Annotated in this window: 10 protein-coding genes and 1 pseudogene; 6 read left to right on the top strand and 5 right to left on the bottom strand. The window is 47.9% G+C overall.

The genetic code is table 11. The features are described 5' to 3' along the window. Window positions 1-111 precede the first annotated feature (111 nt). From RRU01S_RS25660 to RRU01S_RS23970, 5 genes are all read right to left on the bottom strand, one after another. On the bottom strand, window positions 112-960 hold the full coding sequence (locus RRU01S_RS25660; protein WP_165572274.1) for an NAD-dependent epimerase/dehydratase family protein: 849 nt from the start codon (window positions 958-960) through the stop codon (window positions 112-114). Window positions 961-1,100: 140 nt separating this feature from the next. After that, window positions 1,101-2,156 (bottom strand): dTDP-glucose 4,6-dehydratase, encoded by a 1,056-nt coding sequence (gene rfbB, locus RRU01S_RS23985; RefSeq protein ID WP_045232755.1) that lies wholly within the window; start codon window positions 2,154-2,156, stop codon window positions 1,101-1,103. Between the two features lie 18 nt (window positions 2,157-2,174). Next, a complete protein-coding gene (gene rfbA, locus RRU01S_RS23980; RefSeq protein WP_045232754.1) occupies window positions 2,175-3,062 on the bottom strand; it encodes a glucose-1-phosphate thymidylyltransferase RfbA in 888 nt (295 codons plus the stop codon). A gap of 155 nt (window positions 3,063-3,217) precedes the next feature. Further along, window positions 3,218-3,799: a dTDP-4-dehydrorhamnose 3,5-epimerase gene (gene rfbC, locus RRU01S_RS23975; RefSeq protein WP_045232753.1), complete on the bottom strand. Its 582-nt coding sequence runs from the start codon at window positions 3,797-3,799 to the stop codon at window positions 3,218-3,220. 231 nt (window positions 3,800-4,030) lie between these two features. Further along, complete coding sequence (locus RRU01S_RS23970) at window positions 4,031-5,128, bottom strand: NAD-dependent epimerase/dehydratase family protein (RefSeq protein WP_234936254.1); 1,098 nt, start codon at window positions 5,126-5,128, stop codon at window positions 4,031-4,033. 432 nt (window positions 5,129-5,560) lie between these two features. On the opposite strand from RRU01S_RS23970, the gene RRU01S_RS25120 reads away from it, so the two are divergent. From RRU01S_RS25120 to tnpB, 6 genes and pseudogenes are all read left to right on the top strand, one after another. After that, window positions 5,561-8,287: a rhamnan synthesis F family protein gene (locus RRU01S_RS25120; protein ID WP_165572273.1), complete on the top strand. Its 2,727-nt coding sequence runs from the start codon at window positions 5,561-5,563 to the stop codon at window positions 8,285-8,287. A gap of 243 nt (window positions 8,288-8,530) precedes the next feature. Beyond that, window positions 8,531-9,349: a hypothetical protein gene (locus tag RRU01S_RS23960; protein ID WP_045232752.1), complete on the top strand. Its 819-nt coding sequence runs from the start codon at window positions 8,531-8,533 to the stop codon at window positions 9,347-9,349. Further along, on the top strand, window positions 9,346-10,434 hold the full coding sequence (locus RRU01S_RS23955) for a GSCFA domain-containing protein (RefSeq protein ID WP_045232751.1): 1,089 nt from the start codon (window positions 9,346-9,348) through the stop codon (window positions 10,432-10,434). The genes RRU01S_RS23960 and RRU01S_RS23955 overlap by 4 nt, the downstream gene beginning before the upstream one ends. Before the next feature lie 256 nt (window positions 10,435-10,690). Next, complete coding sequence (locus RRU01S_RS25655) at window positions 10,691-11,968, top strand: alginate O-acetyltransferase AlgX-related protein (RefSeq protein WP_081880198.1); 1,278 nt, start codon at window positions 10,691-10,693, stop codon at window positions 11,966-11,968. A 234-nt stretch (window positions 11,969-12,202) separates the two neighbouring features. Continuing rightward, entirely contained in the window at window positions 12,203-12,592 is a 390-nt protein-coding gene (gene tnpA / locus RRU01S_RS23945; RefSeq protein ID WP_045232749.1) for an IS66-like element accessory protein TnpA, read from the top strand. Next, window positions 12,589-12,738: pseudogene (gene tnpB, locus RRU01S_RS26015) on the top strand (IS66 family insertion sequence element accessory protein TnpB); the annotation flags it as partial. The gene tnpA and the pseudogene tnpB, both read left to right, overlap by 4 nt. Window positions 12,739-12,763 lie beyond the last annotated feature (25 nt).

The following is a 12,763-nucleotide window of genomic DNA, read 5'->3' as shown; positions in this document are numbered from 1 at the left end:
TGCCGATTTGACGACTGGATCAAGGAGTTCAATCCTAAGCCGAAACCAGGCATCCAATTGTCCACACTATGAGGATTTCCAAAACGGTTCTCCGTTGCTCATCCTCGAATTCTAATGATCAACGGTAACATTTGCCGCAGTAAGCGCCTTGGTTAGCTTCTCACTATCACCCCAAACCGCTCTCGAGTCATATGGACGCAATGGGAATTTGCCCCAATCAAGTTTGATATTGAGAGAGTGCATTTTTACAAAGCGGTAGACCATTGTTTTCAAACTCGTCGGCTCCCCGGAGCAGCAATTTATAACTCCCACGACGTCTGTCTGTGTCGACACAGCGCCGATTTGTGCGCCGAGATCTTTCACATGTATGAAGTCATAAAGAAGCTCACCGCTATTCAGCGGGAATGCGTCTTTCCCGTCTTGCACGGCTTGCAGCAACTTCGCGAAAATTGAATTATTGAGTTCGTCATCACCATAAATATAGTAACATCTCAACCACTGGCTCACGGCAGAAAACTCTTTGCAGTAGAGTTCCTGTACAAGACGGAGATGATCTTTTGCAATTCCATAAGCATGTTGTGGGGATGTTGGCGTATTTTCAGAAATCGGACCAACGTGATATCCAACCTCATGCATCGTCCCTAGTCCAACGACATGCTTCAATCCGCCTTCAAGCATATTTCGGATGAAGCTAATGTGGCCGGGCAAGTTTTTCAGATGTTTATCGCTCGTGTGGCGGAAACCATCCTCCCAAGCAAGATGGATCAGTACGTCGGGACGGCCAACCTGCTCGAAAATATCGCTGGTGGAATTCAAAATATCTACGTGAACAACCTCTGCACCTGAAATTTGGGTTGTCCCCCGCCGCGAGGTAAGGACAACGGTATGCCCATTTTCAATAAGCCAACGTGCAACATAACGTCCCACGTAACCTTCGCCGCCGGTCACAAGATACTTCAAATTTCCTACCCTTATGTTTCGTAGTTCATGGCAGTCGCAACTCGAAAAGTGGTCATACTGCCGACAAAGGCACAATTTCCCTTGTGCCTCTTGAAGAGGCCACTTTCAACTCCGACCAGTCAAACGCTCAGCGCGAACAGCTATACAGCTTTGACAATGCCGAGGCGTTCCCCGGTATAAACTCCGTCTCGCAATGGCTTCCACCACCACTCGTTTTCCAGATACCATCGAACGGTTTTTTCTATGCCCGAATCAAAGTTTTCTTGTGCTTTCCAACCAAGCTCATTTTCCAACTTGGTCGCATCAATGGCGTAACGAGCATCATGGCCAGGCCGATCCGTTACATTTACGATCAGCTTCTCATAAGACTCATTCTTCGGGCGCAGTTGGTTCATCAAGCTGCATATGCGCTCGACAACATCCACATTGCGGCGCTCATTACGGCCGCCCACATTGTACTTTTCGCCTGTGCGTCCTCGCGTTGCGATCAGATACAAAGCGCGTGCGTGATCATCGACAAATAGCCAATCGCGAATATTCACGCCACTCCCGTATATCGGTATGTTTTTACCCTCGAGAGCGTTGAGAATTGTCAGAGGTATGAGTTTTTCTGGAAAATGATACGGCCCGTAGTTGTTCGAGCAATTTGAAACAACAACCGGAAGTCCATATGTTCTGTGCCAGGCTACAGCCAAGTGGTCGCTGGCCGCTTTTGAGGAGGAGTAAGGTGACGACGGGTCGTATGGCGTGGTCTCTTCAAACAGGCCATCTTCGCCGAGTGAACCGTAAACCTCGTCTGTCGAAACATGTAGAAACCGGAACGCCTGCTTGTCTGAGGGTAACAGGCTGTTCCAGTACCCACGGGCAGTTTCCAACAAAGTAAACGTGCCAACGACGTTGGTTTGAATGAAATCTGCTGCACCCGTTATGGATCTGTCAACGTGGCTTTCTGCCGCAAGATGCATGACGAGATTGGGTTGAAATTCTTCAAAGGCTTGCCGCATTGCAACGGCATCGCAGATGTCGGCTTTCAAAAAACGATGGTTCAAAGCGCCATCGACGCTGCTCAGCGACGCCAGGTTTCCAGCATATGTCAATTTATCGACGGTAAGTACCTCTGCACCCACCTCTTTTACGAGGTAGCGTACCAGCGCTGAACCGATAAATCCTGCTCCACCTGTAACAAGAACACGCATGCTTAATCCCTTATAGATTTATCCAACCACTGGGTTCGAACTGGCGATTTTCAGCAAATATCTGCCATACACAGTTTTTGAGAACTTATGCCCGTACTCAACGAGAGTATCCACCGAAATCCAGCCGTTGTTGAAAGCGATTTCTTCAATGCACGCAATGTGTGTGCCCTGTCGATGCTGGATTGTGCGTACAAATTCGGAGGCCTCCAGCAAGCTATCGTGCGTGCCTGTGTCAAGCCAGGCGTAACCGCGAGACATGCGTTCTATGTGCAGGCTGCCGTCTTCAAGATACAATTGATTGAGGTCTGTGATTTCGTATTCGCCTCGAGCCGAAGGCTTGATGCTTCTGGCACGTTCCACGACGGTCTCATCGTAGAAATAAAGTCCGGTCACAGCGAGGTTAGATTTGGGATGTGCAGGCTTTTCGACGATATGGATCGGTCGACCCGTTTCATCCAGTTCAACAATTCCATAGCGATGAGGATCATCGACCTCGTATGTAAAGACTGTCGCTCCATGCTGCCGTGCTTTCGCACTCAACAACAGCTTTTCAAGGCCGGCACCGAAAAAAATGTTGTCACCCAAGACCAGCGATACGGGCGAGCCATTGATAAAGTCCGCACCTATTGTGAACGCCTGAGCCAACCCATCAGGGCTTGGTTGCAATGCGTAGGAAATCAGCATTCCCCATTTTGATCCGTCACCGAACAAAGTGCGATAGCTGTCCAGAGATTCAGGCGACGAGATGATAAGCACCTCCCGGATGCCAGCCTGCATCAGCACCGACAAGGGATAGTAAATCATTGGCTTGTCATAGACCGGAATCAGCTGCTTGTTTACCGCCAGTGTGGCTGGGTGCAGTCTTGTTCCTGTGCCACCAGCCAGAATTATACCTTTTGTGCTCATCACGAAATCCCTTTAATCCTGCAGCGAACATTTCCACAAGCTGCATACGTAATAGCTCCAGCGCCGAACGATGCGTCATACATATTTAGTCATGCGTTACCTGTGCAAACGACCGCTGATAACCTCATCATTGCGAAATGCCTGCCGTTTTTGCCTCAAAGTTCCACAAGCTTTAGCGGCTCATTGCCGTGCGTTTCATATGAAAACGGGCTTTCAAATTCGGCTAAGGTCGGCAGCTTAAGATCTTTGTCACTCAGCGTTGCTGTTACATCGGGAGTGAATGGCCATTCGATGCCGATATCTCCATCATCCCAGCGAATGCCACCATCATTTTTCGGCGCATATCCTGCGGTGACTTTATAACAAACCTCTGTGTCGGGCTGCAGGGTCATGAACCCGTGCGCAAATCCAACCGGTATATATAGCTGGTGACCATTCTCTTGAGATAATTCGACGCCAACCCATTTCCCGTAGCTCGGAGAACCGTTTCTCACATCCACAGCGACGTCGAAAATGCTCCCACGAATGCAACGCACCAATTTGGCCTGGCCAAATGGCGGAGTTTGAAAATGGAGGCCGCGGATCGTGCCGGCAGGCACTGACAACGAATGATTGTCCTGAACGAACCTGTTGGTGATACCGAAATTTTCGAAAGTCTGTTCACTATAAACTTCTGTAAACCAACCACGTGCGTCACCAAATCTTTTCGGTTTAATTAGTGCAATTGTGTGATCCATGGAGCCCAATTATTGACGGTTCAAGTTGCGGGAGGTTGTACTTTGTCGATCAGATATTGCAAGCTATATGTCGCAGGTCTCGAACATCAGCTTTGACACGCGATCAGAAAAGGGTCGCTAGCTTATGAAATGATCCAAGCGCTTGCAGAACCGCATCGCCTTGCCCCCTCCAGCAACCGCTTAATGAATTTCAAAAATTCAGTTGATTATTGGCGTAAGGCGGACCGTCAATTATTCGCGCGCGCCGTCTCCCAGTTTTTCCTCAATCCACAGACGAAGTGCCTCGATACTCTTGTCAACACCCCAAATGGGAGACCAGCCTAGACGAGCAACCGTTCTCTCCATCGAGCAGCTCGCGTGCCTGACGTCACCATGTCGATATTGCCCGGTTATGTGAGGAGACGGCGCGCCATAACAGTCCGCGATTTTTTGGGCGAGGAAGTAGAGGGAGATCGGACGGCCTAAGCCGACGTCGTATATAGTTTCAAAGTTGCCCTCCGACCTAGCGAATAGCAAAATGGCTTCGGCCACATCATCGATATAGATAAAATCTCGGATAATTTCCCCGTCTTCATACACAGGAATGCTTTGCTTTTTGCGTGCCATTCTCATGAAAAATGGAACGATGCCCGTGTAGGAGTTGGTGAGCGATTGACCTGGGCCATAAACATTCTGAAGGCGCAAAATCGCCAGGTCAACGCCAAACGACTTTGCCCACGAACCGAAAATGTTTTCCTGTGCGAGCTTAGTTGCGCCATAGACACTAGTTGGCCGGGGGTGTGTTGTAAAAGAATCGAACGGAAGGCACTTAAGACCTGGGAAATCCCAAATTTTCTGATCTAGCATAGCCTTAGAACGCTGCCCAGGATAGCTTCGATTGCCTAGGCCATCGACCCATTCTCCCTCGCCGTACACTGCCCGGCTAGATGCAAGTAAAATGCGCCTTGGGACCACCGAATGGCGAAGAAATGCATCGAGCATCTGAGATGAGCCAACGACATTTACAAAGGCGTGACGTGTACTTTCACTCAGTGATTGTGCCGTACCCGTTTCCGCTGCTAGATGTATGACCAGATCAGGCGCAACGGTAGGCAGTAGATTGTCCCAAGTCGCCGAATCTGCGACGTTACCGACCACCACATCCACTCTCGGGTCAAGATTGGCGGGGCGTCTACTATCTTCGTGAACCTGAGGGTGAAAATTGTCGACAATCACCACTCGATCAAAAACTGAGGCTAGTTTGGATGAGATAGCGGTTCCGATGAACCCCGCGCCTCCAGTTATAATGCAACTTCTGCTCAACTTCTTCCCAATCGTAATTGTTGCCAAATTCGTCCTCAAGACCTAGCCAACTCAATATCCAACCCGTTGCCGAATACAACGCTATTCGATTACAGCACGATAAGATTCATGTTTATCCCCTGCTCGTTCAACACATGCTAGGTGGGCGAAGACAACATTTTTTAAGTCCCCACTGCTGATATCAACCTGAAACTGCTCGTCTGTTGGGACGCCAATCGCGATAAGGGGGCGGCTGCGCTCACTGACCGATACAAAGGTTATAGGATTTCTTCCGAATTGAAATAAGGGTATTGATAACCCGTGTGTGTTTATGGCACTTCAAAAACGGTTAGGGAAAACGGGTTCCCGCCAGTTGCGTAAACATCTCTAGAAATTCAGCTGTGTACGAGAGGTTTTTGCTCGCATACTCAGCATTTTACATCTCCAAGAGGGATGCTCAAACATGAAGCGGATAGTAAAGTGAAACGAGCTGCGATTACATTTTTCTTCGACGAACACGGCATTGTTGACGAATATATGTTTTACCTCGTGGAAAAGCTCCAAGAATATGTTAGTCGCAACGTTTTCGTGTCTAACACTCCTTTGTCGTCTGAGACGAAGTTTCGACTTAAGTCGCTTGGTTGTGAGATATTAGAGCGTGAGAACGTCGGCTTCGACGTCTGGGCCTACAAGGACGGTATCGAGTTTATCGGTTATGAAAATCTGGCCGACTACGACGAGCTTATACTTTTAAACCATACTTTCTACGGTCCAATTTTCCCGTTTAAAGAATTATTTGACAAAATGGACGCGCTTGAAGTCGACTTTTGGGGGATAAGCGCGCACAAGGAGGTTGTTCCCAATCCGTTTACCAACGAAGGCGTATTGCACAGGCATCTGAATTCTCACTTCATTACGGTACGCGGAGAACTGCTTCATTCAGAAGAATTTTCATCATATTGGAAAACAATTCCTAATATCGAAAGTTACGTAGATTCTGTACTTCTACATGAATCGAGGTTCACGCAACATTTTATCGATGCTGGTTACGCTTGCGGTGTATACGACAACGACGAGGATTACCCGTCACCTTATCCTTGCTTTATAAACGTAGACCAGAGTTTAGAGCGACGTTGCCCAATACTAAAACGAAGAGTGTTTTTTCACGATTCATCTTTTCTGGAGCAAAACGCGGTCGATCTCCCGAGAGCTCTACGCATTATGCGCGAAACCTCAGATTATGATGAGGGATTTATCTGGAAAAATATACTTCGTTCAGCAAATCTACGCACGCTCAATACAAACGCAGGGTTAACAAAGGTTTTTCCACAAGCGGGTCTCGAAAACTTTGATCCCTCTAATATATCTTTGAAGGTCGCGGTCTGTGCCCATATTTACTATACTGAACTTCTGCATGAAACCCTGGATTATGCGTCGCACATTACCATTCCATTCGATCTCATTATCACAACAAGCGATACTTCTAAGAAAAAGGAGATCGAAAAAGAGCTCGAAAAGCGTAGCGGTTACTTGAATGTCTATGTCTTAGTTGTGGAGGAAAATAGAGGGCGGGACATGTCTGCTCTGTTCATCTCGTGTAAAAAATTCTTCTTAGATGATCGCTATGATCTGGTTTTACGCCTACATACAAAAAAATCGCCTCAAATCGAAGGCGGTCGTGGCATGTTGTTTAAGCGCCATATGCTTGAAAACATCGCTGGCTCTAAAGCGCTGGTCGATAGTGTTCTTCACATGTTTGCATCTCAGCCATGGACGGGGGTGGCCGTGCCACCAGTGGTCCATATCTCCTTTCCCACAATGGGCAAGGCTTGGTTCACAAACAAACCAAGAGCAACTCAAATAGCAAAAATGCTGGATATGTCGGTTAAATTTGACGCGAACACCCCGATCGCAGCATACGGGACTATGTTTTGGTTTAGGCCGGCAGCACTGCGCAAGCTTTTTAAACATCCTTGGAAATGGGCAGACTTCAACCCTGAACCTAACCACACCGATGGGGGTCTCGCCCATGTTCTGGAACGGTTGATCACATATTGCTCGCAAGATGCGGGATATACAACTTCTCAGATTCTGAGCCACGAACAAGCCGAGTTTAACTACGGAATGTTAGAGTATAAGCTTGAGCATTTGTCGTCCTTTATTCCTGGCGAATTTTCTTGGCAAGCAGACATGCTAAAAAATTGGAAAGAAGGTGGCTACCCGACGACCTTGGAGGAGGGATTTAGCCAATCTGCTGGTTTCGCAGCAAAACTTTCAGAGATGAACCCAGATTACACAGACGTTGTCGTCAAACGTTTGAAAGTAGACAATTTCAACATTCTTCAGAAGATTTGTGGTAACACGTCACCACCAATGGACGTCGATGACCATAGCAGACCTGATCTACACTATCAGCGAGATGTTTGTATTGAGACACTAATGGACTTATGTGGCTTCAATCGATCCTTGGCATCAAGATTTTTACCCGGATCAAAAGGGGAGCTTGTCACGAATGTTCGACGTGACGCAGAACTTATAAAGCAATTTTTGATTGAAATTAGACAACTTCCTAAAAAATCTGGAAATCAGGCTGTCTTATCTCGCCACGTTTTAGAATATATGTTCTTTGAATGGGCTGAAGGCAGAGAGCTCACCATACTATTCGATTCTAGAACCTATGCGACTAACTACTTGGAAACCGAGACATCTTTTAATTCGCTCGTCCATTATCTGACCGTTGGAGCAAAGCGCCTGTTAAATCCGCATCCATTATTCGACGCAAGCTTTTACATGGCGCAGGTCGCTGGGCGAACTGTGGTTAATCCGCTTGTTGATTATGTCACTACCGGATGGCGATTGGGCCTCTCCCCGCATCCACTGTTTGACACCACGTACTATCTCAAGAACAACGAGGATGTGGTGAAGCACGGCGTTGAGCCGCTGTCCCATTTCCTTTCGTATGGCGGTAAAGAGGGACGAGATCCTCATTGGGCGTTTGACAGCAAATTTTACCTCGATAAAAATCCTCTGGTGAAATCCAGTGGTACCAACCCCCTAATGCACTTTATACTGCGTGGAGTGCACGATGACCGCTGGCCCAACAGAAGCTTTGATGTTGCAGACTATCGAACACATTTTACTGAACTCCAAACGTCCGGCGAAAACCCGCTTGTTCACTATGTAAGAGAGGCACAGAGAGGGCGTTGACCTAGCTCCCAGAAATGCAAGTTTTTTCCAAGCGACTAACTGACAGATTTACGAAAAAATCATCATATCGCCCGCGCTGCCGGTGGTAATTTGGAGCAGGACCAAAGTCGCGGTTTGAGGCGCTTACGACAGATTGAATATCACGTGTTAACTTTTAAATTGCTGAGTTCACACGCTGTCACAAACCTGTTAGTCGCTTTAAACAGTGTGAATTTTCAACTAATGTTCTAGCGAAGGTGCTGAATGACGACGATAGCAGCCATACATTTCGGTCACAGTCACCTAGCGGCCGGCATTCCCTTCCTCTACAACAGGGAGCTTGCGACGGATAAAACTGGGAAAGCGATCGAACACTATGTCTTCGACGTATACAACAATCGCAACATATTTCATCAAGATGAGACCAAGCTTCATTACGGCATTATCGAAGGTGGCAGGATATTGTTCAACCCAGAGCTTTTGGACAGAGTGAGGGCCAGGATCGCGCCAGACCGAGAAATCGTGTACATTTCTACGTTCGGAGGTAATGCCCACAACGCCCTGACGTTGCTTCACTCGGCTCGGGCTTATGACTTCATACTACCTAGCGAGCCTGATCTACTGGTTGACGACAACCTTGAGTTAATACCTCATGCAGCAGTCCACGATGCAATCGAGCATAACTGCAAAAATTTTCTCTTAGATCTGGAAGGCTTGAGAAACAGCGTTGATGCTGACGTTTATCATGTGATATCTCCACCCACGATCCAAAACGACGCTCTAGTAGGCGAGATAGTTGCAAACGACACTATTTTGGCCCAAACTGGAACACTTGTGACCGCGAGTTTGACTCGCTATAAGGCGTGGAGGGTTCACTCCGAAATATTCGCTGCCAAATGCGAACAAATAGGCGCCAAGGTGCTTTATCCTCCATCATCGGCGATGAAAGATGATATGTGGCTTGCAGAAGATTGCATAGGTGGAGACCCCACGCATGGTAATCTCAGCTACTATGGTCTGATGTTCCAAGAGATAGAGAAGACGCTTGGTGGACACTTTGCAGGATGGGACTTTATCCGATGAATAAGAACCGTACCCCAAATCCTTACAGCGAAATGCCGGACTATACTCGCTGGTCGCGTTCAATCGCAAAAGTCCACTACTCTAAAGTAGACCCAGTAGTAGGTTTTCCGTTTCAAATCGACCGCAATGACAAAGTCGCGACTGCTGGCAGCTGCTTTGCGCAGCATATTGCTCGGCATCTGCGAAACAGTGGTTACAACTATTTTGTTCCAGAGTCAGCTCACCCTATGCTCAATATATCTTCCGAGATACCAACGAGGTTCAACTACGGCACATTCTCTGCACGATTTGGCAATATATACACGACTCGGCAATTGCTTCAACTTATGAAGCGCGCATACGGTGAATTCCTACCTGTTGAACCGGCATGGAAGACGGCCGACGGAAAGTTGGTCGACCCCTTTAGGCCCGCAATACAGCCGCAAGGCTTTGCGAACGAAAATGAGATGGAGAAGGACAGAGCGCAGCATTTGTCTCATGTTCGAACAATGTTTGAAGACACGGATGTTTTCGTATTCACTCTCGGTCTTACTGAGTTTTGGTACTGCAAATCTGACGAGGCCGCGCTGCCAATTTGTCCCGGCGTTGCAGGTGGCGAGTTTGATGAAACAAAATACGGTTTTAAAAACCTGTCAGTTGATGAAGTTTCGAAGGATCTAAATGAGTTTATTGGTAGGCTAAAAGCGATTAATCCGAAAATTCGCGTTATTCTAACTGTTTCTCCGGTTCCACTGGCTGCGACTGCTGCTTCAAAACATGTTCTTGTGAGTACAACGTATAGCAAATCCGTTTTGCGGGTTGCAGCAGAGATGGCGACATCACAGCATGAAAATGTGGGATACTTTCCATCTTATGAGATAATCACCGGCAACTACAATCGCGGACGTTATTATGACGAGGGCTTGCGTGAAGTCACGGAAGAGGGTGTCGATCATGTTATGCGTCTCTTTATGCACCACGTAGCTCAAGAAAGCTTAGAATCAGGCGCAGCTCCACATGACGTAAACCATGATGATGAATTTTATGAAAGAATGGGAAAGGCGGTGCAGACGGTTTGCGAAGAGGCGTTGTTAAGCAAATTTTAACGGCACACTTTCTCAAATGCGAGGAGCTTTTTAAGTCATGAGAACTTTGTAGATGGTCATCATACTTGTTGTTACGATTGATGTCCTAGGCACCGAATAATCTTCTAAAAAAACATAGCTTATGATCCTGTGATGCAGAGATACCAATTTTGTTCGGTCCTCTGCATTATAGTAAAGCAGTTACCCGCGCCTCCAAATGTCGGACTTGTCGAACAAGGGATCTATCCTTCAATAAGGTGACGAGTTTGTATAATTGATGACAAGCAAAAGATTTCTTAGCACCGCAGATGGCATTTTCTTGGAGAATGGGTGGTTCTTTCTAGGAGACAAATATGCAGAGGACTTCAGTCAAGCGTGCGGCACATATGAACCAGACGAGGACCATGCCTCACGTTGGATTGAAAGTGCGTATCATTTAGATGGCCAGTGCAAAAGAAGAGGGATACCATGTATATTTATGGTAGGACCAGCAAAGTGGTCTATATATCCTGAATTGCTCAGAGAGATTGCGCCAGAGGGACGATCCCGGCCAAGTGTTCATGACAGCATCATGAATATAGCGAAAGATCTAGAGCTATTAGATCTTCGTCAGGTGTTGATGAATGGCAAAAAAACAGCCCACACTTACTCTCCAAGAGATTCACATTGGAACGGTTACGGTGCGTATCTAGCCTGGCAGCAAATGGTATTGCGATTGTCGTTACACTGTCCAGCGAACGCGTTGTTCGATCCGGGTAAAATTCTAGATATTCATGAATCTGATGATTGGAACGAAGCTACAAATTTAACAGGTATTCCTGGAGAAAATACTTTTTACTATCCAGAGTTCGAAAACTCTTTTCCTGATTTCGAAATTCGTTCACCCGGTGGTTACTGGAGAACTCAACCTGGTTCGGCATTGATTCATGTAAGCGAAATACCCGTGGATACGAGATGTCACGGGTCGACCTCTAGGCTGAGGGCGCTAATTCTGAGAGATTCTGTTGGCGACCTTCTTTCTCCCTACCTAGTTTCGTCTTTTAGCGAGACTTATCAACGTACACACCACGTCAATGTTGAGGGACGTCCGCCAAACATCTCTGCGCTACTCCGCGATTATGCGCCAGACGTGGTGTTGTTTATGATCACTGAGCGCTACCTAATTTATCCACTTCTTGACCTAGAGATGGCAAGAGCTTGTACCCTCTTCGATTTACGGCAGGATCGCGTTGCTCACTGGCCAGCAATATCAACAGCGCCTGCGCTCGTTATTGACGGATGGGACAATCCAAAACAGCCAGTACTCATTCGAATGCCTCCCGATCGCGCAACTAAAACCGTGCTAAAGATCTCAATGTGTACCAATGGTACTGGTGCACTCCTTGTTTCATATACAGCTGAAGGAAAAGTTCGGCAGAAGTATTTCATTTACAGAACGGGTCCGAATGATTTTTATCTAGAAGTCAATGGCAACGTGTCCGGCGACCATATTTGGATACTCGACGAATACAATGCATCCCCGACGTTTATCACAGCCATCGCTTTATCTTATTAGAGAGTTACTTTGAGAGTAACCCCCCGATTGCTACCGCGTAGGTTTCGCTTTGATGCGAGCGACGAGTTCTTCATCATCGACAAAGCTGTCGAGGAAGTCGTAAGCGCGGTCTCCGCCCCATTTGATTGGGTTTATTTTGAGGCTTGCTTCGTAACCGCTGTTCCACCCCCACGTTGCCCGCTGTCGCCTGATCTGTGATCGAAGTTCCATGGACGAGCGATAAGGAGTTTCTCCATGGGTGCTACGTTGGAGGTTCTCACAACGCGGCGGAGCGGACGTGAGGTGCATCGTCAATGGCCGGATGAGATCAAGGCGCGCATCGTGTCGGAGAGTTTGCGACCAGGTGTGACGGTGAATGAAGTTGCGGCCCGCCACGGGCTGAAGGCCAACCACCTATCGACCTGGCGAACACTGGCACGGCAGGGCAAGCTGGTTTTGCCTGAGCCGGAGGACTCAGTCGAATTCGCGGCCGTAGTCGTCGAGACGCCCGCGCCTGAGCCGCTGAGTGTCAACCCAGTTTGCCGCACCGAGATTGTTGTCGGCCCGGTCACGATCCGTCTTGAGGAAGGTGCGTCTGTTGCCCGGATTGCTGCCATCGCGCGTGCACTGGCGGCGGCGATATGATCTTCCCCTCGAACCGCGTCCGGATCATGGTGGCGACCAAACCCGTAGACTTCCGTAAGGGGCATGATGGATTGGCGGCGCTGGTTAAGAACGAGCTGCACAAGGACCCGTTTACGGGAACGGTCTTCGTGTTTCGATCTTCGCAGGGCAGATCGGCTTGAAGCTTGATTC

Source organism: Agrobacterium rubi TR3 = NBRC 13261 (assembly GCF_000739935.1).
GTDB classification, from domain to species: Bacteria; Pseudomonadota; Alphaproteobacteria; order Rhizobiales; family Rhizobiaceae; genus Agrobacterium; species Agrobacterium rubi.
The sequence above is the reverse complement of the archived record's forward strand: the minus strand, read 5'-3'. Positions and strand labels throughout refer to the sequence as shown.